Annotated in this window: 21 protein-coding genes and 1 pseudogene; 18 read left to right on the top strand and 4 right to left on the bottom strand. The window is 74.2% G+C overall.

The features are described 5' to 3' along the window. Positions 1-6: 6 nt before the first annotated feature. From ACZ3YO_RS15670 to ACZ3YO_RS15650, 5 genes and pseudogenes are all read left to right on the top strand, one after another. Positions 7-1,530, top strand: coding sequence for an NAD(P)H-hydrate dehydratase (locus ACZ3YO_RS15670; RefSeq protein ID WP_465569467.1), 1,524 nt, complete (start codon positions 7-9; stop codon positions 1,528-1,530). A 440-nt stretch (positions 1,531-1,970) separates the two neighbouring features. After that, positions 1,971-3,137 (top strand): annotated as a pseudogene (alr, locus tag ACZ3YO_RS15665) (alanine racemase); the annotation flags it as partial. A 161-nt stretch (positions 3,138-3,298) separates the two neighbouring features. After that, positions 3,299-4,837: an alpha/beta fold hydrolase gene (locus ACZ3YO_RS15660; RefSeq protein ID WP_465569465.1), complete on the top strand. Its 1,539-nt coding sequence runs from the start codon at positions 3,299-3,301 to the stop codon at positions 4,835-4,837. Between the two features lie 207 nt (positions 4,838-5,044). Beyond that, a complete protein-coding gene (gene tsaE / locus ACZ3YO_RS15655; RefSeq protein ID WP_465569463.1) occupies positions 5,045-5,542 on the top strand; it encodes a tRNA (adenosine(37)-N6)-threonylcarbamoyltransferase complex ATPase subunit type 1 TsaE in 498 nt (165 codons plus the stop codon). Between the two features lie 136 nt (positions 5,543-5,678). Continuing rightward, positions 5,679-5,903, top strand: coding sequence for a hypothetical protein (locus ACZ3YO_RS15650; protein WP_465569461.1), 225 nt, complete (start codon positions 5,679-5,681; stop codon positions 5,901-5,903). Between the two features lie 46 nt (positions 5,904-5,949). Here ACZ3YO_RS15650 and ACZ3YO_RS15645 read toward each other — a convergent pair whose 3' ends face one another. Further along, positions 5,950-6,522 (bottom strand): hypothetical protein, encoded by a 573-nt coding sequence (locus ACZ3YO_RS15645; protein WP_465569621.1) that lies wholly within the window; start codon positions 6,520-6,522, stop codon positions 5,950-5,952. A 234-nt stretch (positions 6,523-6,756) separates the two neighbouring features. On the opposite strand from ACZ3YO_RS15645, the gene tsaB reads away from it, so the two are divergent. The 5 genes from tsaB to ACZ3YO_RS15620 all read left to right on the top strand — a co-directional run bounded on the left by tsaB (position 6,757) and on the right by ACZ3YO_RS15620 (position 10,384). After that, complete coding sequence (gene tsaB / locus ACZ3YO_RS15640) at positions 6,757-7,413, top strand: tRNA (adenosine(37)-N6)-threonylcarbamoyltransferase complex dimerization subunit type 1 TsaB (protein ID WP_396321443.1); 657 nt, start codon at positions 6,757-6,759, stop codon at positions 7,411-7,413. 128 nt (positions 7,414-7,541) lie between these two features. After that, complete coding sequence (gene rimI / locus ACZ3YO_RS15635) at positions 7,542-8,021, top strand: ribosomal protein S18-alanine N-acetyltransferase (protein WP_465569620.1); 480 nt, start codon at positions 7,542-7,544, stop codon at positions 8,019-8,021. After that, positions 8,014-9,117, top strand: a complete 1,104-nt coding sequence (gene tsaD / locus ACZ3YO_RS15630; RefSeq protein WP_405360132.1) for a tRNA (adenosine(37)-N6)-threonylcarbamoyltransferase complex transferase subunit TsaD — start codon at positions 8,014-8,016, stop codon at positions 9,115-9,117. Before rimI ends, tsaD begins: the two co-directional genes overlap by 8 nt. Continuing rightward, entirely contained in the window at positions 9,114-9,377 is a 264-nt protein-coding gene (locus ACZ3YO_RS15625; protein ID WP_465569458.1) for a hypothetical protein, read from the top strand. The genes tsaD and ACZ3YO_RS15625 overlap by 4 nt, the downstream gene beginning before the upstream one ends. Before the next feature lie 89 nt (positions 9,378-9,466). Then, positions 9,467-10,384: a polysaccharide deacetylase family protein gene (locus ACZ3YO_RS15620; protein WP_465569456.1), complete on the top strand. Its 918-nt coding sequence runs from the start codon at positions 9,467-9,469 to the stop codon at positions 10,382-10,384. A 7-nt stretch (positions 10,385-10,391) separates the two neighbouring features. Here ACZ3YO_RS15620 and ACZ3YO_RS15615 read toward each other — a convergent pair whose 3' ends face one another. Beyond that, positions 10,392-11,567, bottom strand: coding sequence for a THUMP-like domain-containing protein (locus ACZ3YO_RS15615; RefSeq protein ID WP_465569453.1), 1,176 nt, complete (start codon positions 11,565-11,567; stop codon positions 10,392-10,394). 297 nt (positions 11,568-11,864) lie between these two features. Here ACZ3YO_RS15615 and groES point away from each other — a divergent pair, with 297 nt between their 5' ends. The 3 genes from groES to ACZ3YO_RS15600 all read left to right on the top strand — a co-directional run bounded on the left by groES (position 11,865) and on the right by ACZ3YO_RS15600 (position 15,077). Further along, the gene (gene groES, locus ACZ3YO_RS15610; protein ID WP_014136232.1) at positions 11,865-12,170 is read left to right on the top strand and encodes a co-chaperone GroES; all 306 of its coding nucleotides are present in this window, start codon (positions 11,865-11,867) and stop codon (positions 12,168-12,170) included. A 132-nt stretch (positions 12,171-12,302) separates the two neighbouring features. After that, complete coding sequence (gene groL, locus ACZ3YO_RS15605) at positions 12,303-13,931, top strand: chaperonin GroEL (protein ID WP_396321438.1); 1,629 nt, start codon at positions 12,303-12,305, stop codon at positions 13,929-13,931. Between the two features lie 132 nt (positions 13,932-14,063). Continuing rightward, positions 14,064-15,077 carry a LysR family transcriptional regulator gene (locus ACZ3YO_RS15600; RefSeq protein WP_396321437.1) on the top strand — a complete coding sequence of 338 codons (1,014 nt, stop codon included), beginning with the start codon at positions 14,064-14,066 and terminating at the stop codon, positions 15,075-15,077. A 95-nt stretch (positions 15,078-15,172) separates the two neighbouring features. Here ACZ3YO_RS15600 and ACZ3YO_RS15595 read toward each other — a convergent pair whose 3' ends face one another. After that, a complete protein-coding gene (locus tag ACZ3YO_RS15595; RefSeq protein ID WP_148644417.1) occupies positions 15,173-15,499 on the bottom strand; it encodes a WhiB family transcriptional regulator in 327 nt (108 codons plus the stop codon). Positions 15,500-16,059: 560 nt separating this feature from the next. Between ACZ3YO_RS15595 and ACZ3YO_RS15590 the strand changes: the two genes are divergently transcribed. The 4 genes from ACZ3YO_RS15590 (at position 16,060) to ACZ3YO_RS15575 (ending at position 20,813) form a co-directional block, all read left to right on the top strand. Further along, positions 16,060-16,671, top strand: coding sequence for a response regulator transcription factor (locus ACZ3YO_RS15590; protein WP_014136228.1), 612 nt, complete (start codon positions 16,060-16,062; stop codon positions 16,669-16,671). Between the two features lie 503 nt (positions 16,672-17,174). Beyond that, on the top strand, positions 17,175-17,759 hold the full coding sequence (gene shbA, locus ACZ3YO_RS15585; RefSeq protein ID WP_465548970.1) for an RNA polymerase sigma factor ShbA: 585 nt from the start codon (positions 17,175-17,177) through the stop codon (positions 17,757-17,759). A gap of 261 nt (positions 17,760-18,020) precedes the next feature. After that, positions 18,021-19,523 carry an IMP dehydrogenase gene (gene guaB, locus ACZ3YO_RS15580; protein ID WP_396321436.1) on the top strand — a complete coding sequence of 501 codons (1,503 nt, stop codon included), beginning with the start codon at positions 18,021-18,023 and terminating at the stop codon, positions 19,521-19,523. 162 nt (positions 19,524-19,685) lie between these two features. After that, complete coding sequence (locus ACZ3YO_RS15575) at positions 19,686-20,813, top strand: GuaB3 family IMP dehydrogenase-related protein (protein ID WP_465569450.1); 1,128 nt, start codon at positions 19,686-19,688, stop codon at positions 20,811-20,813. Positions 20,814-20,883: 70 nt separating this feature from the next. Here ACZ3YO_RS15575 and ACZ3YO_RS15570 read toward each other — a convergent pair whose 3' ends face one another. Then, positions 20,884-21,453, bottom strand: a complete 570-nt coding sequence (locus ACZ3YO_RS15570) for a hypothetical protein (protein ID WP_465569448.1) — start codon at positions 21,451-21,453, stop codon at positions 20,884-20,886. Between the two features lie 254 nt (positions 21,454-21,707). Between ACZ3YO_RS15570 and ACZ3YO_RS15565 the strand changes: the two genes are divergently transcribed. Next, complete coding sequence (locus ACZ3YO_RS15565) at positions 21,708-23,735, top strand: serine/threonine-protein kinase (RefSeq protein WP_465569446.1); 2,028 nt, start codon at positions 21,708-21,710, stop codon at positions 23,733-23,735. Positions 23,736-23,761 lie beyond the last annotated feature (26 nt).

The following is a 23,761-nucleotide window of genomic DNA, read 5'->3' as shown; positions in this document are numbered from 1 at the left end:
TTGCGGATGCGCCGCGCTCACCGTGTCGAACAGGTCCGGGCCGCCGAGGCCGAACTGATGGCCCGACTGCCGGAGGGCACGCTGATGCAGCGGGCCGCCACCGGCCTCGCCGCCACCTGCGCCCGGCTGCTGACGCGCCGTCGCGGCCGGGTCTACGGCAGTCGGGTGGTGGTGCTCGCAGGCAGCGGCGACAACGGTGGTGACGCGCTGTACGCCGGCGCCGCGCTGGCCCGGCGCGGGGCCGGGGTGACGGCGGTGCTGCTCGCGCCCTCCCGCGCCCACGCCGGGGGTCTCGCCGCGCTGCGGGCGGCGCGCGGGCGGGTGGTGCTGGAGCAGGAAGCCGGCCTGGCCGACTTCTCGTACGCGGACCTGGTGCTGGACGGCATCGTCGGCATCGGCGGGCGCGGCGGGCTGCGCCCGGAGGCGGAGCCGTACGCGCGGGCGCGGCGGCGCGGGGTGGTGGTGGCCGTGGACGTGCCCAGCGGGGTGGACGCCGACACCGGCGAGGTGGCGGGCGTGGCGCTGCGGGCGGACGTCACGGTCTGCTTCGGGACGTACAAGCCGGGGCTCCTGATCGACCCGGGCGCCGCGTACGCGGGTGCGGTGCAGCTGGTGGGGATCGGGCTGGACCTGCCGCCGGCCGGCGTGGAGGCCTTGCAGCACGCGGAGGCCGGGGCGCTGCTGCCCGTCCCGGGGGCGGAGAGCGACAAGTACCGGCGCGGCGTCGTCGGCGTGGCGGCCGGTTCGGCGACGTATCCGGGGGCTGCGCTGCTCGCGGTCGCCGGTGCGCTGCACGGCGGCGCGGGCGCGGTGCGCTACGTCGGGACGGCGGCCGAGGAGGTGGTCCGGCGGTTCCCGGAGGCGCTGGTCACCGAGGGCGGACCGGCCGGCGCCGGGCGGGTGCAGGCCTGGGTGGTCGGCCCGGGCGGCGGCGAGGGGGCGCGGCAGGCGCTCGCGGAGGCGCTGGCGAGCGACGTGCCGGTGCTGGTGGACGCGGACGGCCTGACCGAGCTGGGCCGGCTCGGCCCGGGAGCGCTCGCGGGGCGGACGGCGCCCACGCTGCTCACCCCGCACACCGGCGAGGCGGCGCGGCTGCTCGCCGGGGTGGACGGCACCGCCCCGCCGGCCGCCGACGAGCTGGCGGCGAGCCGGCTGGCGACCGCCCGCCGGCTCGCCGCGGCGTACCGGGCGACGGTGCTGCTGAAGGGCTCCACCACGGTGGTCGCCGACCCGGGCGGCCAGGTGCGGGTCAACCCGACCGGTACCCCCTGGCTGGCCACCGCCGGCAGCGGGGACGTGCTGGCCGGTCTGGCCGGCGCCCTGCTCGCGGCCGGCCTCCCGGTCCTGGACGCCGCCTCGGTGGCCGCCTACCTGCACGGCCTCGCCGGCCGCCACGCGGCGGGCGCCCCGGGGGCTCCGGTCACGGCGCTGCAGGTGGCCGCGGCGCTCCCGGTGGTGTGGCGCGACGTCCGGGCCTCGGCGGGGAGCGCTTGGGAGCGGGAGAGCGAATGGACCGACCGGTCTACATAGGGTGAGCGCCGGGGGGGTGACCCCGGCGCGGGGTGCGTGCTTGCGGCGGGGCGGGAAGGCGAATGAACCGACCGGTCTACATAGTTCGAGCCGTGGGGCGCGGGCGCCCCCCGGGGGCTGGGGTGGGTGCTTGCGCGGAGTGGGAAGTCGGCCGGGCCGACTTTTCGTGCGGGGTGGGTGGTGTGCCGGGGTGGGAGGGCGCCGGCGTCGCGGGTCGGGGGCTGGCGAGAATATATGGATCGGTCTACATAGTTTCCCGGGGTCGAGCGCCGGGGTGGCGGCCGTGGAGTGGGAACTCGGCGGGGTCGACTTCCCACTCCGACAGCCGGTGCAACCAGCGGCGCTTCGCGCGCGTCCGGAGCAGCGGGGTGGGGTGTGGGGGCCGCCGCGCCGACGGGCCGTTCGGCGAGGACTCCGGGACGTCTGGGAGACTGAACCTGATGACAACAGCGAAGACGACCGGCACGGCCACCCTCACCGACGGCGTACGGGCCGAGGCGACCATTGATCTGGCCGCCCTGCGCGGCAACCTGGCCGCGCTGCGCGAGCGCGTGGGCGGGTCCACGGTGATGGCCACGGTCAAGGCGGACGCCTACGGCCACGGCGCGGTCCGGTGTGCCCGCGAGGCGGTCGCCGCAGGGATCGGCTGGCTCGGCACCGCGCTCCCGCAGGAGGCGCTGGCGCTGCGCGCCGCCGGCATCCGCCCCGACCAGGCCCGCGTCCTCTGCTGGCTCTGGACGCCCGGGGGCCCCTGGCGCGAGGCGCTGCTCGCCGACATCGACATCTCCGTGTCCGGCCAGTGGGCGCTGGACGAACTGCTGGCCGCCGTCCGTGCGACCGGCGTCCCGGCCCGGGTGCATCTGAAGGCCGACACCGGTCTCGGCCGCAACGGCTGCCAGCCGCACGACTGGCCCGAGCTGGTCGCCGCCGCCCGGCGCGCCGAGGCGGAGGGCCTGCTCACCGTGGTCGGCATCTGGTCGCACTTCGCGGCCGCCGACGAGCCCGGCCACCCCTCCATCCAGGCCCAGCTGGACTCCTACCGCGACGCCCTGGCCCTCGCCGAGGCGGCCGGGCTGCGCCCCGAGGTCCGGCACCTGGCCAACTCGCCCGCCACCCTGCTGCTCCCGCAGTCGCACTACGACATGGTGCGCACCGGCCTGGCGATGTACGGGCTGTCGCCCGTCCCGGAGGTCGGCTCGCCCGCGGACTTCGGGCTCCGCCCGGTGATGGCGCTGACCGCCCGGCTGGCACTGGTCAAGCAGGTCCCCGGCGGGCACGGGGTCAGCTACGGCCACCACTACACCACCTCGGGGCCGACCACCCTGGGCCTCGTCCCGGTCGGTTACGGCGACGGCATCCCCCGGCACGCCAGCGGCACCGGCCCGGTGCAGATCGCGGGCAAGTGGCGGACGGTGGCGGGCCGGGTGGCGATGGACCAGTTCGTCGTCGACCTCGGCGGGGACACCCCCCCGGTCGGCGACGAGGTGCTGCTGTTCGGCAACGGCGAGCAGGGCGAGCCGACCGCCGAGGACTGGGGTCGCGCCTGCGGCACGCTCTCGTACGAGATCGTCACCCGGATCGGCGCCCGGGTGCCGCGCCGCTACCTCGGCGGCATCGCCGAGGACCAGCTCGTCGCGGACCTGCTGGCTGCGGACCGGCTCGTCGCGGACCCGCTCACGACGGACCCGCTCGCCGCAGGCCGGCTCGCCCGGAGTTCGTTCGGCCACGGCCCGCTCGGCCAGGACCAGCTCGCCGAGGGCCCGCGCGCATGAGCGAGGAGGCCGGGTCCGGGCCGGTGGCGGCGGTGGCCAAGGCCGCGGGCGCGGCGTCCGGGGTGAGCCGGGCCGGCCTGATCGGCATTTCGGTCGGCGTGGTCGCGGCCGGCGCGGCCGCCGGTGTGGCGATCGAGCGGCTGACGGTCGGCCGGGCCACCCGCCGCCGGGCCCGCGCCGAACTGGACGCCAACGCCCCGTACGGCTCGCTGCGCGGACGCCCCCGCACGGTGACCACCGCCGACGGCACCGAGCTGTACGTCGAACTGGACGGCACCGGCTGGCCCGAGCCCGTCCGGCTGCGCCCCGCGCCCACGGGGCCGGACGCGGAGCCGGGGGCGGGATCGGACGTGGAGCCGGGGCCGGAGTCGAGGCGGGCCGACGACGAGGCAGGTGCCACACCGGTCCGGCGAGGCCGGCTCACCCGTCGGCGCGCGGACGCCACGGAAGCCACCGTCGGCGCCGACGACAACGCCACCAGCCACCCCAATCCCGACCCCAACCCCAACGGCCCGGTGGACCGCACCGGTCTGCCGGGGCTGCTCGGCCGCTCGGGCGCACTCGTCCGGGCCGGCCGCCGATCCGGCCTCGCGGCTGCCGCTGCCGCCGCCCCGGCCTCCGCCGCCGCCCCGGCCTCCGCCGGCTCCCCCGACGCCGAGCCGCTGACCGTGGTCTTCTGCCACGGCTACTGCCTCAACCAGGACAGCTGGCACTTCCAGCGCGCCGCCCTCCGCGAGGGCATGCGACTGGTCTTCTGGGACCAGCGCAGCCACGGCCGCTCCGAGCGCTCCCGCTCGTACCTGGCCGGCGAACCCGCGAGCATCGACCAGCTGGGCGGGGACCTCAAGGCCGTGATCGACGCCGTCGCGGCGGCCGGGCCGCTGGTCCTGGTCGGCCACTCGATGGGCGGCATGACGGTGATGGCACTGGCCGACCAGCACCCGGAGCTGTTCCGGGAGCGGGTCGCCGGGGTCGCCCTCATCGGCACCCTGGCGGGTGACTGGGACGCCGTCACTCTCGGCCTTCCAGCCGCCGGGGCCAAGCTGTTCAAGAAGGTCGCGCCGGGCGTGATGAAGCTGCTCGGCCGCCAGGTCGAGCTGGTGGAGGCGACCCGCCGGCTCGGCGCGGACGTCAGCGCCGTCTTCTACCGGAAGTTCTCGTTCGGCGGGAAGGACGTCGACCCGGGCGTGGTCCGGTTCGCCGAGCAGCTGCTGGACGCCACCCCGATCGACGTGGTGGCCGAGTTCTACCCGGTCTTCGGCGCGCACGAGAAGTCCGCCGCGCTGGCCGCCCTGCGCGGCATCCCCACCCTGGTGCTGGCCGGCACCAAGGACCTGCTGACCCCACCCGGCCACAGCGAGGCGATGGCCGAGCAGCTGCCCGGCGCCGAACTGGTCCTTGTCGAGGACGCCGGCCACTTGGTGATGCTGGAGCGCCCCGACCTGGTCGACCAGCGTCTGGCCGCCCTGCTCAAGCAGGCGGTCGACTTCCGGCGGGCGGCCCCGCTGCCGCCCTCGGTCTGCGAACTGGCCTGAGCGCCGCGGTGCGGGCGGCCCGCGCGAGCGTCCGAAACGGGAGCCGCGACCAACGCGGCGGCCCGGGGCGTGCAGACGGCCACCCGGGGGCGAACCGGGGTGGGACCGGGCCCGGAGCGCGGGCGGGCGGGGATGTGGCACCGTAGCGGGGGCGCCCGGCGGTCGGTGCGCCGCTGTACGGAACGCACCGAAGGGCTTGATTCGCGCATGGGCTCGCACGCCACCCTCACCGTCGCCACCCCCGAGCGGATGGGCCGGCTCGGCCGGGAGCTGGCCGCGCTGCTGCGGCCGGGGGACCTCGTGCTGCTCTCCGGCGAGCTGGGAGCGGGGAAGACCACGCTGACCCGGGGCCTGGGGGAGGGGCTGCGGGTGCGCGGGGCGGTCACCTCGCCGACCTTCGTGATCGCGCGGGTGCACCCGTCGCTGGTGGGCGGGCCGTCGCTGGTGCACGTGGACGCGTACCGGCTGGGCGGGGACCTGGACGAGATGGAGGACCTCGACCTGGACGTCTCGCTGCCGGAGTCGGTGGTGGTCGTCGAGTGGGGTGAGGGCAAGGTCGAGCGGCTGTCCGAGGACCGGCTGGAGGTCCGGATCGAGCGCGCCATCGGCGACACGGCGGACCAGGACGACCTGGATCCGCGCAGGGTGGTGCTGACCGGCATCGGCCCGCGTTGGGCGGGCGTGGAGCTGGAGAAGCTCGCCTGAGCCGCGCCGGACGGACAGGCCCTGGTTCCCCGGTCGCCGGTTGTTGCCGACAGGCTGTCGGCAAAGTGTTGCGGGCGGGGGACCGGGCGTGATGGGATGGGTGCTGCGGTTAGGTCTGCCTAACTAGGGAGGCGCCATGTCGAGCACCACCCCCGACCCGGAGCGCGCGCCGCGCGGCACCGGGGCCGGAGAGCCCGCCCGCAGTGTTCAGGGCGCGCCGATGCGAGCCCTGCTGGCCGCGTGTGCGGCCGCGGAGGCGGTCTCCACCCCGCCGGAACGCCACGAGGGCGCCGAGGCGGCGGAGGCGGCAGCGGCATCGGAGACGGCCGGGCCGGCGGTCGGCACCCCGCGCGCGGCCTGAATCCCTCCCGCGAGACCGGCGATGCCCCCACGGCGGCCAGCGCCGGTCAGGCGATCACGACCACCTTGGTGCCGTTCGACGCGAAGTCCCAGAGCAACTGGCCCTCCGGCCGCCCGCTGCGGATGCCGCCGGTCTTGGCCTTCGGGTCGGCGGTGGGGGTGGCGCCGTCCATCGCCGCGCTGAAACCGAACACCACGCCGTTCTGCTGGGCGAAGCGCACCACGTGCTCGATCTGCCGCCCGTCCGTCCCGGTGGCGGTGGGCGTCCGGCTGTACACCGGATAGCTGCCGGGGGTCGGCTCCACCGAGCCCGGGGTGACCGCGAAGGCGGCCACCACCTGCGGGTTCTTCCTGGGGTCGACCAGCCAGACGTGGTGGCTGCCGACCGAGTAGACGACGCGCAGCCCGGTGCCCGAGCTGGCCGGCAGTGCCGGGATGGTCGGGGTGGCCGAAGCGGTCGGGGTGGCCGAGGCGGCCGGTCCGCTCGACGACGCGGAGACGGCGGTGCTCGGCCGGGCGGCGTCCGCGCGGCCCTGCGCGCCGTTGGCCTGGAAGGCCAGCAGGCTCACCACCGCCAGGGCCCCCAGGGTCAGCCCCGTGACCACCACTCCAGGACCCATCTTCGCCACGTGTGCTCCCACCGCCGTCCCAAAACCCGTCGGCCCCATCGTGCCAGGTCCGTCCGCCCGGACCCGCACCACGTAGGACGTGTGTTCCGAACCCGGACACCCTGTCGATCGGGCGGAGCAGGAACGGGCGGACGGGTGGGGCAGGAAGACGCGGACGGGCGGAGCAGGAACGGGCGGAGCAGGACCGGCGGCCGTCCTCCGCCCCGACCGGTCTAACCTTGACCCGTGCTGCTGCTCGCGTTCGACACCGCTACCCCCGCCGTCACCGCCGCCGTCCATGACGGCACGGCCGTCCTCGCCGAGACCGACCAGGTCGACGCCAGGCGTCACGGCGAACTGCTCCTCCCCGCCATCGACCGGGTGCTGCGGACGGCCGGCGTCGACAAGCACCGGCTGACCGGAATCGCCGTGGGCGTCGGCCCGGGCCCGTACACCGGCCTGCGGGTCGGCCTGGTCACCGCCGCCGCGCTCGGCCACGCGCTCGGCGTGCCGGTGCACGGCGTCTGCACCCTGGACGCGATCGCCCACCGGGCGCGCGCCGAGGGCTTGGCCGGCGAGCCGTTCACGGTGGCCACCGACGCGCGCCGCAAGGAGGTCTACTGGGCCTCGTACGACGCCGACGGCCGCCGCACCGAGGGCCCAGCGGTGGACCGCCCGGCCGAGCTGACGCCGCAGCCGCGCGCGGTCGGCGCCGGCGCGCTGCTCTACCCGGACGCCTTCCCCGGTGCGCACGGGCCCGAGCACGTCTCGGCCGGCGCGCTGGCGGACTTCGCCGCCGCCGAGCTGGCCGCGGGCCGTGAGCTGCTGCCCAACGTGCCTCTCTACCTGCGCCGCCCGGACGCCCAGGTGCCGGCGGGCTACAAGGCGGTGCTCCCGGCGTGACCGGCCTGACCGGCGTGCCCGGTGTCACCGGCCCGAGCAGCCTGACCGGCCCGACCAGCGTCACGAGCCCCGGCGACCAGGCCGCCCCCTCGCAAGCCGCTCCTGCCAGCCCCGCCACCCTGCGCCCGATGCGCTGGTGGGACATCGCCCCGGTGATGGAGCTGGAGCTGGAGCTCTTCCCGGAGGACGCCTGGTCCACCGGGATGTACTGGTCCGAGCTCGCCGAGGCCCACCCCGGTGGCACCCGCCACTACACCGTCGCCGCCACCGCCGACGGCGCGATCGCCGGGTACGCCGGGCTGATGGTGGTGGCCGGCGAGGGCGACGTGCAGACCATCGCCGTCGGCCACCGCCACCAGGGCTCCGGTCTCGGCGCGGCGCTGCTCGTCGACCTGATCCGGGAGGCCGCCCGGCGCGGCTGCGCGGAGCTGCTGCTGGAGGTGCGGGTGGACAACCCGCGCGCCCAGCGGCTGTACGAGCGGTTCGGCTTCGAACCGGTCGGCATCCGGCGCGGCTACTACCAACCGGCCAACGTCGACGCGCTGGTGATGCGCCTCGACCACCCAAGCATCGAACCGAAGGACCTGAAGGAAACCCGCCATGGCTGACGAACCGCTCGTCCTCGGCATCGAGACCTCCTGCGACGAGACCGGCGTCGGCATCGTGCGGGGCACCACCCTGCTCGCCGACGCGGTCGCCTCCAGCGTCAACGACCACGCCCGCTTCGGCGGCGTGGTGCCGGAGATCGCCAGCCGCGCGCACCTGGAGGCGATGGTCCCGACCATCCAGCGCGCCCTCGACACCGCCGGCATCAAGGCGAGCGACCTGGACGGCATCGCCGTCACCGCCGGCCCCGGCCTGGCGGGCGCGCTGCTGGTCGGCGTCAGCGCGGCCAAGGCGTACGCCTGGGCGCTGGACAAGCCGCTGTACGGGGTCAACCACCTCGCCTCGCACATCTGCGTGGACCAGCTGGAGCACGGCCGGCTGCCCTCGCCCACGATGGCCCTGCTGGTCTCCGGCGGGCACTCCTCGCTGCTGCTCAGCGAGGACATCACCAGTGACGTCCGCCCGCTCGGCGCGACCATCGACGACGCGGCCGGCGAGGCCTTCGACAAGGTGGCCCGCGTGCTCGGGCTGGGCTTCCCCGGGGGCCCGGTGGTCGACCGCACCGCCCGCGAGGGCGACCCGAAGGCGATCGCCTTCCCGCGCGGCCTGACCGGCCCGAAGGACCCTGAGTTCGACTTCTCCTTCTCCGGCTTGAAGACCGCCGTCGCCCGCTGGGTGGAGGCCAAGCGCCGGGCGGGCGAGGAGGTGCCGATCGCCGACGTGGCGGCGTCCTTCCAGGAGGCGGTGACCGACGTGCTCACCCGCAAGGCGGTCAAGGCCTGCCGGGACAACGGCGTCGACCACCTGATGATCGGCGGCGGGGTCGCGGCCAACTCGCGGCTGCGCGAGATGGCCCAGCAGCGCTGCGACAAGGCCGGCATCCGGCTGCGGGTGCCGCGTCCGGGCCTGTGCACCGACAACGGCGCGATGGTCGCCGCGCTGGGCTCCGAGATGGTCTGGCGCGACCGTGCGCCGTCCGCCTTCGACCTCTCGGCCGACTCCTCGCTGCCGGTCACCGAGGTCCACGTGCCGGGTGTGCCGACCGGTCACGGGGACGTCCACGGCCAGGCGTACCGGGCGCTGGGCGGGGAGAAGTGACCACGACCGCCGCCATGTGGGAGGCCCGCGCCGCCGACGGGCGCGGTGCCGAGCTGGCCGCCTGGGTGCGCGGGACCGCGCTGCCCGCGCTGCGCGGCTCAGGCGGCCTGGTCCGCACCGAGCTGTTCGGCGCGCCGGGCGACCGCGTGCTGCTCATCACCTGGTGGACGGGCGAGCCGGTGCCGGTGGCCGAGCCGCCCGCCGCACTGGTCGGCCGCCCGGTGCACCGCTGGTCCTTCGTCAGCGAGCATGTGGAGTAGCCGCTCGTAGGCCTGTCCGGGAACCGAACGCCCGACCGTTACCGTGCATAGCTGAGAGAAAGCTGGACGGGACCGGGGAGCGCGGCGCGGTGAAGAGGTACGGGCGGAGCAGGACGAGGACGTACGCGGTGGGGGCGCTGGCCCTGCTGGCCGCCGCCACCGGGTGCGGCAGCAGCGGCGGGTCCGGCAAGGCGGCCATGGTCGCCACCCCGCCCCCGACGGCCGCCCGGTCCGCGGCGACGCCCGCCCCGGACGGCCAGGCTCCCGCCGCCACCACGCCCGCCGCGGCACCCGCCGCCGGGGACGCGGCGGCCTGGGCGAAGTGGAACCTCAAGCCGCTGGCGCCCGCGCCGGCGGCGCCCGCCGACAAGCCGGTCAAGCTCCAACGGACCGGCCCCGTACCGGTGTTCAGCGAGGTGAAGACCACCGACAAGGTCGTCTTCATCACCATCGACGACGGCGCCGAGAAGGACCCGAAGTTCGTCGAGATGCTGACCGAGCTCAAGGTGCCGGTCTCGATGTTCCTGACCCGGGACATAGTCAAGGACAACTACGGCTACTTCAAGCCGCTCCAGGCGCTCGGCAACCACATCCACAACCACACCGTGGACCACGCCCAGATGAGCAAGGTCGCGCCGGAGAAGCAGAAGTCCGAGATCTGCGACGCCCAGGCCGCGCTCACCCAGCAGTACGGCACCGCGCCGCTGCTGTTCCGCCCGCCGTACGGGGACGGCGCCAACACGCCGGCGCTGAACACCTCGGTGCAGCAGTGCGGGCCGCGGGCGATCGTGCTCTGGCGCGAGTCGATGCAGATCCACGACATGCAATACCAGGCCGCCGACAAGAAGCTGAAGCCCGGCGACATCGTCCTCGCCCACTTCCGCGGCCCGAAGGACCTCAAGGGCGAGACGATGACGCAGATGTTCGGCGAGATGCTGGCCCGGATCCAGGAGCAGGGCTTCGCGGTGGCCCGGCTGGAGGACTACATCCAGGCGCCCGCCGGCTGAGCGGGCACTACGGGAACGTGACCGGCTGACCGAGCATCATCAGCGGGCCGTGGTCGGTACGGCTGAGGATCACCGTGACGGAGTTCGGGCCGCTCGGCTTCAGCTGGCGGCGCAGCTCCTCCGGGGTGATCGCCATCCCGCGCTTCTTGATCACCACCGTGCCGACGGCCCGCTCGCGCAGCAGGGCCTTCAGCTTCTTGATGTGGAACGGCAGTACGTCGGTCAGCTCGAAGGCGTGCGCGTACGGGGTGGCGACCAGCTCGTCCGAGGTGAGGTAGGCGATCTTCGGGTCGATCAGCCGGCCGTTGACCTGCCCGGCCACCTCGGCGACCAGGTGGGCACGGATCACCGCGCCGTCCGGCTCGTACAGGTAGCGGCCGACCGGGCCGGCCGGCGGGTCGGGCAGGTCGCCGCCGGCGAGGCTGGCCTGCCGGGGGAGCAGGGTGGCCCGGTGCGGGCGCTCGGCCCTGGTGCCGAACCAGAGCACCGCCTCCTTGACGTCGCCGTGGTCGGAGACCCACTCGGCCTCGGCGTCGGCCGGGACGGCCTCGTGCGGGATGCCGGGGGCCACCTTCAGCGCGCCGATCGGGGTGCGCCGGCCGGCCTCGATCGCCCAGGAGAGCGGTGGGGCGTACGCCTCGGGGTCGAACACCCGGCCGCGCGAGGTACGGCGGGCAGGGTCGGTGAAGACCGCGTCGAAGCCGGTGACGTCGACCTCCGCGACGTCCGCGCAGCGCACCTCGACCAGGCCGTCCAGGCCCAGCGCGGCGGCGTTGGCGGCGGTGGCGGCGCAGGCCGCCGGGTCCTTGTCGACCGCGAGCACCTCGATCCCCGCCCGCGCCAGCGCCAGCACGTCCCCGCCGATCCCGCAGCAGAGGTCGGCCAGCCGGCGAACCCCCAGCTCGGCGAAGCGCCGCGCCCGCCATTCGGCGACGCTGCGCCGGGTGGACTGCTCGACCCCGTTGGGCGTGAAGTACATCAGGTCGGCGTCCTCGCCGAACTTGGCCCGGGCCCGCTGCCGCAGCCGTGCCTGCCCGAACGCCGCCGACACCAGCCCGGCCGGGTGCTCCCGCCGCAGCCGGGTGGCCAGCGCCAGCTCCTCCTCGGGCGCGAACTCGCGCAGCTCGGCGAGCAGGGCTTGGCCCTCGGGGGTCAGCAGGGGCTGCAGGTTCTCGGTCTCCACAGGGCCATTCTCGCCGGTCACCTGCCGGGGAAGCCCGCGAAGGCCCGGACCGGCGGGAGCAACGGAGGCCCCCGGTGTCGCACATGTGTGCGGCTGATCATCCCGCTGCCGAAGCGGACGGGCGCGCCGTTGGCACTCTGGTTGACTGAGTGCTAACCGCGGCCTATGGTCGTCCTTGGCACTCTCCACCAGGAGAGTGCTAACGCGAAGAAGCGTGTCTGACCCCCGCGACGGCAGGCCCGCAGGTTCGCCACTACCCGTTAGACAACCCCGTAATCTCCGAAGGGGAGCTCGGACGTGACCACCAGCAGCAAGGTTGCCATCAAGCCGCTCGAGGACCGCATCGTGGTCCAGCCGCTCGACGCCGAGACCACCACGGCCTCCGGCCTGGTTATCCCGGACACCGCCAAGGAGAAGCCCCAGGAGGGCGTCGTCCTGGCCGTCGGCCCGGGCCGCTTCGAGGACGGCCAGCGTCTGCCGCTCGACGTCGCCGTCGGTGACATCGTCCTGTACTCGAAGTACGGCGGCACCGAGGTGAAGTACCAGGGCGAGGAGTACCTCGTCCTCTCGGCGCGCGACGTTCTCGCCATCATCGAGAAGTAAGCAGCACCGAGAAGTCAGTCGTTCCAGCCCGCCCCGGATCCGTGTCCCAGTGACAGGGGCCCGGGGCGTGGTTGTTGGTTCACGTAGTCCGGCGGCCGGCATGCCGGCCGCAGCCCCGAGGGAATAGGGAACATGGCGAAGATCCTGCAGTTCGACGAGGACGCCCGCCGCTCGCTGGAGCGCGGTGTCAACAAGCTGGCCGACACCGTCAAGGTGACCATCGGCCCCAAGGGCCGCAACGTCGTCATCGACAAGAAGTTCGGCGCTCCGACCATCACCAACGACGGTGTCACCATCGCGCGTGAGGTCGAGCTGGACGACCCGTACGAGAACCTTGGCGCGCAGCTCGTCAAGGAGGTCGCCACCAAGACCAACGACGTCGCGGGTGACGGCACCACCACCGCCACCGTGCTGGCCCAGGCCCTGGTCAACGAGGGTCTGCGCAACGTCGCCGCCGGTGCCGGCCCGGCCGCTCTGAAGAAGGGCATCGACAAGGCCGTCGCCGCCGTCTCCGAGCACCTGCTGTCCGTCGCCCGCGAGATCGAGGGCAAGGACGACGTCGCCGCCGTCGCGTCCCTCTCCGCGCAGGACACCCAGGTCGGCGAGCTGATCGCCGAGGCGATCGACAAGGTCGGCAAGGACGGTGTCATCACCGTCGAGGAGTCCAACACCTTCGGCGTGGAGCTGGACTTCACCGAGGGCATGCAGTTCGACAAGGGCTACCTGTCGCCGTACTTCGTCACCGACGCGGAGCGTCAGGAGGCGGTCCTCGAGGACCCGTACATCCTGATCAACCAGGGCAAGATCTCCTCCATCCAGGAGCTGCTGCCGCTGCTGGAGAAGATCCTGCAGGGCGGTGCCTCGAAGCCGCTGCTGATCATCGCCGAGGACGTCGACGGCGAGGCGCTGTCCACCCTCGTGGTGAACAAGATCCGCGGCACCTTCAACGCGGTCGCCGTCAAGGCCCCGGGCTTCGGTGACCGCCGCAAGGCGATCCTGGGCGACCTGGCCACCCTGACCGGTGCCACCGTCATCTCCGAGGAGGTCGGCCTCAAGCTCGACCAGGCCGGTCTGGACGTGCTGGGCACCGCCCGCCGCGTGACCATCACCAAGGACGAGACCACCGTCGTCGACGGTGCCGGTGACTCCGAGGCCGTGGCCGGCCGCGTCGCCCAGATCAAGGGCGAGATCGCCAACACGGACTCCGACTGGGACCGCGAGAAGCTGCAGGAGCGCCTGGCCAAGCTGGCCGGCGGCGTCTGCGTCATCAAGGTCGGCGCCGCCACCGAGGTGGAGCTGAAGGAGCGCAAGCACCGCCTGGAGGACGCCATCTCGGCGACCCGTGCCGCGGTCGAGGAGGGCATCGTCGCCGGTGGTGGCGCCTCGCTCGTCCACGCCGCCAAGGTGCTGGAGGGCGGCCTGGGCCTGGAGGGCGACGAGGCGACCGGTGTCGCGGTCGTCCGCAAGGCGCTCGCCGAGCCGCTGCGCTGGATCGCCCAGAACGCCGGCCTCGAGGGTTACGTCATCACCCACAAGGTCGCGGAGCTGGAGGCCGGTCACGGCTTCAACGCCGCCACCGGCGAGTACGGCGACCTGCTGAAGGCCGGCGTCATCGACCCGGTCAAGGTCACCCGCTCCGCGCTGGAGAACGCCGCGTCGATCGCCTCCCTGCTGCTCACCACCGAGACCCTCGTGGTGGAGAAGAAGGAAGAGGAGGCCGACAACGGCCACTCGCACGGTGGTCACGGCCACTCCCACTGACGCCTGATCAGTGACCGGAGGCCCGGTCCCGCTCCTTCGGGAGCCGGGCCGGGCCTCCGGCGTTGAACGTGCTTCACCGTTCAACTATCAGCAGAATTTTGCATACGGCAAAGTTTGGCTTATAACTGAGCCATGATCGAGGCCCGCCATCTGCGCGTCCTGCGTGCCGTCGCCCGCACCGGCTCCTTCTCCGCCGCCGCTCGCGAGCTGGGCTGTACGCAGCCCGCCATCAGCCAGCAGATGAAGGCCCTGGAGAAGGCCGTCGACACCCCGCTGGTGGTCCGCTCGGGCCGCGGCATGCAGCTGAGCGAGGCCGGGCGGGTGCTGCTCAAGCATGCCACCGGGATCCTGGCCGGGCTCTCCGCCGCCGAGGAGGAGGTGGCGGCGATCGCCGGGCTGCGGGCCGGGCGGGTGCGGCTGGTCTCCTTCCCGACCGCGAGTTCCACTCTGGTGCCGCCCGCCGTCGCCCGGCTGCGGGACAGCCATCCGGGGGTCCGCGTGTCGCTGGTCGAGGCCGAGCCGCCGGAGTCGCTGGCGATGCTGCGCGGCGGCGAGTGCGAGGTCGCGCTGGCCTTCCGCTACCCGCAGGCCCCCGGCGGCGCCCCGGCGCCGGCCCCCGCGCCCGCGCACGGCACGCCGCGCGAGGCGCGGGCCGAGGCCAACCTGGAGGCCCAGCAGCTCAGTGCCGGCACCGACTGGTCCGATCTGGTGGTCACCCCGCTGCTGGACGACCCGCTGGTCGGCCTGCTGCCCGCCGCGCACCCGCTGGCGGGGCGGGGCGGCGGCGGCCCGGTGGAGCTGGCCGAGCTGGCCGGGGAGCAGTGGATCGCCGGCTGCCCGCAGTGCCGGGGGCACCTGGTGGAGCTCTGTGCGGGAGCGGGCTTCGAGCCCCGGATCGACTTCGCGACCGACGACTACCCGGCGGTGGTCGGCCTGGTGGCGGCCGGGCTCGGGGTGGCGGTACTGCCGGGGCTGGCGCTGGAGTCGGTGCGCCCTGACGGCGTGTCGGCGGTGCCGGTGCGGACCGCCTCGGGGGCGCCTGCGGTGCGGCAGGTGGTCGCCCTGACCCTGCCGGACCTCGCCGAGGTGCCGGCCGTGGCGCTGATGCTGGAGCGGCTGGCGGGCGCGGCGGCCGCCGGGCGCTGACCGTGGCTCGCGGGGCCGTGGACGTCTCGTCCCGGGCCGGGCGGCGTGAAGCGCCGCGAAGAAACGTTTCTTCACGGCGCGGCGCGGGCGAGCGCCTAGCGCTGCAGCCCCGTCGGCGCGGCCAGCGGCACCTCCACCAGACGGTTGCGCGAGCGGCCCATCATCTCCTCGCGCTCGTCCTCGGTCAGGCCTCCCCAGACGCCGTACGGCTCCCGGACCGCCAGTGCGTGCGCGGCGCACTCGGTCCGTACCGGGCAGCGCATGCAGACCTCCTTGGCGCTGGCCTCGCGCGAACTGCGCGCGGCCCCGCGCTCGCCCTCGGGGTGGAAGAAGAGCGAGCTGTCCACGCCGCGGCAGGCCGCGGAGAGCTGCCAGTCCCAGAGATCGGCGTTGGGGCCGGGGAGGCGGGAGAAATCTGCCATGGCTCATTCCCTTCAGAGGCTCGCCGGCCACCGGCCGGCCACCAGCGGGCTGGGCGGTGCGGCACGGCGAGGCTTCGATGCGCTGGTGTGGACACCTGGAAATATGACTTACGGCAACTCCATGGACAAGTCACCCACAGAGTGGCACAACAGTCAATGACCGTACAAAAGCTATAAAAACGGGCAAAGTGGGCATGGACTTCCGCGGGCGCAGGCGTGGCAATCGGGTGGCCGACGGGCGCACGACGCTCCGGACCGGTGTGCGGGTCGTACGCCGACCGCGCGCGAGCTGCACAAAAGTGCGGCGTGTGCACCGCGATGCGGCTGATCGGTAACGGGTCGGCCACGTACAGTGGTGGAGATGGCCCTGAAGGCCGTAACTCATTCGAGTGACGGTCGTTGGAAGTGCGGAGGCGGTTAGCGGGCGCCGGACGTCGGGAACGATCGCGGGGAAGTTCAGGCGATCGGCACGGAGTCCGTCGCCAATCGGCCGTGTCGGAGAGATTCGTACCAGCCAGGAGGCTCAACGTGACGCGGATCAGCTGCGGAGGACGACGGTCATGACTTCCGTTCTCGTTTGCGACGATTCCCCGCTCGCCCGCGAGGCGCTTCGCCGCGCGGTCGCGACCGTACCCGGTGTCGACCGGGTCACCACCGCGACGAACGGGGAGGAGGTCCTCCGCCGCTGGGTGGCCGACCGCTCCGATCTCGTTCTGATGGACGTCCGGATGCCCGGCCTCGGTGGGGTCGAGACGGTCCGGCGGCTGCTGTCCGCCGACCCGGGCGCGCGGATCATCATGCTCACCGTCGCCGAGGACCTCGACGGTGTGGCCCTCGCGGTGGCCGCCGGTGCCCGCGGGTACCTGCACAAGGACGCCTCGCGCGCCGAGCTGCGGGCCACCGTCACCCAGGCCCTCGCCGACCCGACCTGGCGGCTCGCCCCGCGCCGGCTGCGCAGCCCGGACATGGGTGCCGCGCCGACGCTGACGGCGCGTGAGATCCAGGTGCTGGAGGGCATGAGCCACGGCCGCAGCAACGCCGAGATCGGCCGCGAGCTGTTCCTCTCCGAGGACACCGTCAAGACCCACGCCCGGCGGCTGTTCAAGAAGCTCGGCGCCTCGGACCGCGCGCACGCGGTGGCCCTGGGCTTCCGCTGGGGCCTGGTCCGCTGACCACCGGCGGCGCCGCTGCTCGCGGCGCGCTGCTCGCGGTTCCTCCCGCAGGGGCGTGTGACGTTACGGTCCCGAGGTTGCACCATGGAGTAGTGGAGCACCTCGGGGACCAGCGGACAGGCACTGCGGCGGACCACGAAGCCGCAGGACACTCGGTGGACGGCGCTACGGACGGGACCACTGACGGCGGCGGGGCGGGAGGCGGCACGGTGCAGGAGGGGCCGGTGGTGCGCGGTGGCGCGGTGCCCGGTGCCGCACCGCATAACGTTCCGGTGCACAACTCCGGACGCGGTGCCGCGTTTTCCCGTTCGACCAGGCACCATGGACCGATGCGTGACGACGTTGCCGGTGCTACCGGCGAGGCGGACCCGGTGGAGGCCGAGCCCTCCGGCCCGGGCACTCCGTCGTACACGGATCCCGGTGACGGTGAGCCCGGCCACGGAGCCGGTGAGGACACGGGCGCCGGCGAGGCGGGCATCCGGGCCGGCATCGGCCGGGCGCCGGTGCTCGGTACCGGCAGCTCCCCCCTGGTCGGCGAGCTGGTCGCGGCCGCCGTCCGCGGCGAGGGCCCGGCGATCGACGCGCTGCTCGCCTACGTCCACCCGCTGGCGTTGCGGTACTGCCGCGGCCGGCTGGTCCGGCTGCCCGGCGGGGCCCGCCACCACGTGGACGACGTCGCCCAGGAGGTCTGCGTGGCGGTGCTCTGCGCGCTGCCGCGTTACCGGGACCAGGGGCGGCCGTTCGAGGCCTTCGTCTACGGCATCGCCGCCCACAAGATCGCCGACCTGCAGCGGGCCGCGATGCGCGGGCCCGGCTCGACCGTCGTCCCGCAGGACGACCTGCCGGAGGTGCCGGACGAGGCGCTCGGCCCGGAGGAGCGGGCGCTGCTGAGCAGTGACGCCGCCTGGGCCAAGGAGCTCCTCTCCAACCTGCCGGCCCGTCAGCGTGAGCTGGTGCTGCTGCGGGTGGCCGCCGGGCTGTCGGCGGAGGAGACCGGCGAGGTGCTCGGGATGTCGCCCGGCGCCGTCCGGGTCGCCCAGCACCGCGCGCTCAGCCGGCTGCGGGCGCTCGCGGAGGAATCCTCCTGATCCCGGCCCCGGCCCGCCCGCGCCGGAATGGCTCATGGGTGCCGGGTGTTGTCAAGGGCACACGAGTGCACATTCGTGGTGCCAGTACCATGGGGTATCGGCGCCTGGGCGGGTTGCCAAAGTTTCGTGGGTGCGAGCGGGGTTCCCCTGGAGGTTCCTCCAACGGCACCGAGCTTTCGGCGGCCTGAGCGAGTGAGCGATGACAGCGCCCCCACCCTCAGGGCGCGAGCGGAATAGGCCGGCCACGGAAGGTACCCCCAAATGTCCTACAACGCCGCAGGCGTACCCGAGAAGTTCGCGATGCTCGGGCTCACGTACGACGACGTGCTGCTGCTGCCCGGGGCCTCCGAGGTGCTGCCGAACCAGGTCGACACCTCCTCGCGGGTCTCCCGGAACGTGCGCGTCAACATCCCGCTGCTCTCCGCGGCGATGGACAAGGTCACCGAGTCGCGGATGGCGATCGCGATGGCCCGCCAGGGCGGCGTGGGCGTGCTGCACCGCAACCTGTCCGTCGAGGACCAGGCCAACCAGGTCGACCTGGTGAAGCGCTCCGAGTCCGGCATGGTCACCGACCCGATCACGGTCGGCCCGGAGACCACCCTGGCCGAGGCCGACGCGCTCTGTGCCAAGTTCCGGATCAGCGGCGTGCCGATCGCGGACGAGGCGGGCAAGCTGCTCGGCATCGTCACCAACCGCGACATGGCCTTCGAGTCGGACCGCAGCCGCCAGGTCCGCGAGATCATGACCCCGATGCCGCTGATCACCGGCAAGGTCGGCATCTCCGGCGAGGACGCGATCGGCCTGCTCCGCCGCCACAAGATCGAGAAGCTCCCGCTGGTCGACGACGAGGGCCGGATCAAGGGCCTGATCACCGTCAAGGACTTCGTCAAGGCCGAGAAGTACCCGAACGCCGCCAAGGACGCCGAGGGCCGCCTGCTGGTCGGCGCCGCCGTGGGCGCCAGCGCCGAGGCGTTCGACCGGGCCCAGGCCCTGGTCGAGGCGGGCGTCGACTTCCTGGTCGTGGACACCTCGCACGGCCACAGCCACAACGCGCTGGCCTGGATCGCCAAGATCAAGGCGGCCGTCGGCGTCGACGTGGTCGGCGGCAACGTCGCCACCCGCGACGGCGCCCAGGCGCTGATCGACGCCGGCGTGGACGGCGTCAAGGTCGGCGTCGGCCCCGGCTCGATCTGCACCACCCGTGTGGTCGCCGGCATCGGCGTCCCGCAGGTCACCGCGATCTACGAGGCCGCGCTCGCCTGCCAGGCGGCCGGCGTGCCGGTCATCGGCGACGGCGGCCTGCAGTACTCGGGCGACATCGGCAAGGCGCTCGCCGCCGGTGCCGACACCGTGATGCTGGGTTCGCTGCTGGCCGGCTGCGAGGAGTCGCCCGGCGAGCTGCTGTTCATCAACGGCAAGCAGTTCAAGTCCTACCGCGGCATGGGCTCGCTGGGCGCGATGCAGACGCGCGGACAGGCGAAGTCCTTCTCCAAGGACCGGTACTTCCAGGGCGAGGTCACCTCGGACGAGAAGCTGATCGCCGAGGGCATCGAGGGCCAGGTGCCGTACCGCGGCCCGCTGTCGGCCGTGCTGTACCAGCTGGTCGGCGGCCTGCGCCAGACCATGGGCTACGTCGGTGCCGCCACCGTCGCGGAGATGGAGAGCAAGGGCCGCTTCGTCCGGATCACCTCGGCGGGCCTCAAGGAGAGCCACCCGCACGACATCCAGATGACCGTCGAGGCGCCGAACTACACCAGCCGCTGACGCCGTCGTCCGTCGAGGGACCCGCCGCTTCCGAGCGGCGGGTCCCTCGTGCGTGTCCGGGGGGCGGGCCGTCGCGGCGCGCCGACGGGCGGGTGCGGGATACTGGGGGCGGCCGGGGTGACCCGGCGGGCATGAGCAACAAACCAGAAGGGCTCGAACGAAGTGACTGAGATCGAGATCGGGCGAGGCAAGCGCGGCCGCCGGGCGTACGCATTCGACGACATCGCCGTCGTCCCCAGCCGGCGTACGCGTGACCCGAAGGAGGTCTCGATCGCCTGGCAGATCGACGCCTACCGTTTCGAGCTGCCGTTCCTGGCCGCCCCCATGGACAGCGTGGTCTCCCCGCAGCAGGCCATCGCCATCGGCCGCCTCGGTGGCCTGGGCGTGCTCAACCTGGAAGGCCTCTGGACCCGCTACGAGGACCCGCAGCCGCTGCTGGACGAGATCGCCACGCTGGAGGACGAGGCCGCCGCGACCCGCCGCCTGCAGGAGATCTACGCCGCCCCGATCCGGGCCGAGCTGATCAAGCAGCGGATCCAGGAGGTCCGCGACTCCGGTGTGGTCACCGCCGCCGCGCTCTCGCCGCAGCGCACCGCCGAGTTCTCCAAGGCCGTCGTGGACGCCGGCGTCGACGTCTTCGTCATCCGGGGCACCACCGTCTCCGCCGAGCACGTCTCCGGCGCCGCCGAGCCGCTCAACCTCAAGCAGTTCATCTACGAGCTGGACGTCCCGGTCATCGTCGGCGGCTGTGCCACCTACACCGCCGCGCTGCACCTGATGCGCACCGGCGCGGCCGGCGTGCTGGTCGGCTTCGGCGGCGGCGCCGCCCACACCACCCGCAACGTCCTGGGCATCCAGGTGCCGATGGCCACCGCCGTCGCCGACGTGGCCGCGGCCCGCCGCGACTACATGGACGAGTCCGGCGGCCGCTACGTGCACGTGATCGCGGACGGTGGCGTCGGCTACAGCGGCGACATCCCGAAGGCCGTCGCCTGCGGCGCCGACGCGGTGATGATCGGTGCCGCGCTGGCCCGTGCCACCGACGCGCCCGGCAAGGGCTTCCACTGGGGCATGGAGGCCGTGCACGAGGAGCTGCCGCGCGGCAAGCGGGTGGACCTCGGCACCGTCGGCACCACCGAGGAGATCCTCGCCGGTCCGTCGCACACCCCCGACGGCACCATGAACCTGTTCGGCGCGCTGCGCCGGGCGATGGCCACCACCGGCTACACGGAGCTCAAGGAGTTCCAGCGGGTCGAGGTCACGGTCAACCCGGCGCTCAACCACCGCTGAGCCGCCGTGCCGTGACGGACCAGGGCCCCCGCCGGATCACCGTCCGGCGGGGGCCCTGTCGCGTCCGGCCTCAGCTGGGGGTGGCCGTGCGGCGGGTGAGCAGGAAGCCGCCGATCGCGGCGATGCCGTAGAAGACGAGGTCCAGCGGGTGCCGGTCGGCGCGCCAGAGCCGGAGGGCGTCGCCGAGCAGCTCGCCGTACGGGGTGCCGGCAAGGTCGTGCAGGCGCAGCGTCTGGCCGAGCAGCTGGCCGAGGAAGAGCGCTCCGGCCGCCAGCAGCGCGCCCAGCGGGGGCAGCGCGCGGCTGCGGCCGCCGAGCCGGCCGAGCGGCCAGGCGACGGCGGCGGCCAGGGCGATGGCCAGCCAGCCGATGCTGCCCTCGACCCGGGCCAGGGCGGCGCCGTACGCGAGCGCGCCGGCCAGCATCGCGACGACGGCCGCCGCGACGGCGGTGCCGGTCCGGCGACGGCGCGCCGGCCCGTCGGCGTGCTCGGGCTCCGGCCGGTAGCCGGTCACCGGGGCGCCGGGCATGCCGGGGGCGACATAGCCCTCCGGTACCTCCCGCTCGGGCGCCACGGAGAAGTGCCGGGCCGTTCGCGGCCGTTCCGAGTGGCCGTCAGCGCCGGGTGCGGGTGCGGTCATGGGCGTCGAATCCCCCCGGAAAAGACTGTGAGCGGCCGAACGTTAGCAGCGCTCCGGGCCGGCCGAACAGAGTTTTCGATCACAGATCGGGCACGGAGCGGCCGCGTTCGGCCGGGCCGTCACCGGGGTGGCCGGGGGGCGGGTGGCCGCGGGCCCCGGGGACAGGGGATGATGGAGGCTTGGCGTTCGGGCCCGGCGTCGGGCCGACGCGCCGTCACCTCGACCGGCCAGCACCACATGGGGGAACGTTCCGAATGACCCAGGCGCAGGGTTCCACCGGCCGCCTCCTGGCCGGACGCTACCGGTTGGACGCGGTGCTCGGGCGCGGCGGTATGGGCACCGTCTGGCGCGCCGAGGACGAGATGCTGGGCCGGATCGTCGCGGTCAAGGAACTGCGGATGAACGGCAGCGTCGACGAGGACGAGAAGCACCGGCTGATCGTCCGTACGCTGCGCGAGGCCAAGGCGACGGCGAGGATCCGTCACGGCTCGGCGGTCACCGTCTTCGACGTGGTCGAGGAGGACGACCGGCCGTGGATCGTCATGGAGCTGGTCGAGTCCCGCTCGCTGGCGGACGTGATCAAGGAGGACGGGCCGCTGGCGCCCGCCCGGGCCGCCGAGATCGCGCTCGACGTGCTGGGCGTGCTGGTCGCCGCGCACGCGCTCGGCATCCTGCACCGCGACGTGAAGCCGTCCAACGTGCTGATCGGCGAGGACGGCCGGGTGGTGCTCACCGACTTCGGCATCGCCAGCGTGGAGGGCGACGCCTCGGTGACCTCCACCGGGATGCTGGTCGGCGCGCCCTCGTACATATCCCCCGAGCGGGCCCGCGGGCAGAAGCCCGGCCCGCCGGCCGACCTCTGGTCGCTGGGCGGCACGCTGTACGCGATGGTCGAGGGCCGGCCGCCGTACGACCGGGGCTCGGCGCTGGCCACCCTGACGGCGGTGATGACCGAGGAGCTCAGCACGCCGCTGAACGCCGGGCCGCTCAAGCCGGTGATCGAGGGACTGCTGGAGAAGGACCCGGGCGAGCGGCTGGACGCCTCGCAGACGCGGTCGATGCTGAAGCGGGTGGTGGCCGACGCCACCGCGCGGGCGGAGTCGACCACCGAGCACGCGATGCCGGTGAAGCCGTCGGCGGGGGAGAGCAAGGGCGCGGCGAAGGCCAAGGGCGAGGCGGCCGTGGCCGCGGCCGCGGAGAAGCAGGCCGCGCAGACGCCGGCCGCCGGGAAGCCGGCCGGGAAGCGTCCGGTCGGCGGGCTGCTCGGCACCGTCCGGGTCGGGAGCCGGGCCAAGGACGCCGCGGTCACCGGGGAGACCGGGGCCGCCAAGGACGCCGCGGCGGCGGAGAAGCCCGCAACCGCCGGGGCCGGCGCGCCGGCCCCCGACCCGATCAAGCCGGTCACCAGCGAGTGGACCCTGGGCGCGACCCAGGCGGCCGGTGCCGACCCGCGCACGGGACGGCGGCGCCTCGCCGTGGTCACCGTGGTCCTGGTCCTGGTGCTGATCGCCGGGGTGGTCGCGGTGATCCAGGCCGTCGGCGGCTCCGACCACCCGCCGGCCAAGGGCGCGGGCAGCCCCGCCCCGGTGGCGGGCACCACCTCCCCGGAGGGGGAGGGCGCGGTGGCCACGGCCCCGGCGGGCGGCCCGGCGAGCCCGGCGGCGACCGGCGCGCCGGCGACCGGCGCGCCGGCGACCGGAACCCCGACGACCGGAACCCCGGCGACCGCGCCGACCGGCGCGGCGGCCCCGGCACCGACCGCCGCGGCGCCGAGCACCCCGGCAGCCGCCCTGCCGGTTCCCGTCACGCCCGCTCCCGGCACGCCGGCGGGCCCGGCCGTGCCCGCCGGCTTCCACGAGTACAAGGACCCGACCGGCTTCTCGGTCGTGCTGCCGGACTGGCTCCAGCCGGCCGGCTCGGAGGCGACCCGCCGCACCTTCAAGGGCAACGGCAGCACCCTGAAGATCGAATGGACCACCAGCCCCGGTGCGAGTGCCGTGGCCGACTGGCAGGAGTCCGAGCCCGGGCTGCGCGCCCAGGTCTCCAACTACCAGCGCGTGCAGCTGCAGGCCGTCGCCTACCGCGAGTGGACCAACGCCGCCGACTGGGAGTGGATCAGCGGCAACCCCCGGACGCACTCGCTCAACCGGGGCTTCGTCACCGGCACGCCCGCCAAGTACGGCTACGCGATCTACTGGATCACCCCCGACGCGGACTGGAGCGCCCCGGCGAACGCCCAGGCCCGCCAGACCGCCTTCGACTCCTTCCAGCCCGCGCCGTAGGAGGGCCCGCGGGGCCTCCCGGCGGG

The sequence above is a fragment of the Kitasatospora sp. NPDC022785 genome, assembly GCF_055561295.1.
The sequence above is the reverse complement of the archived record's forward strand: the minus strand, read 5'-3'. Positions and strand labels throughout refer to the sequence as shown.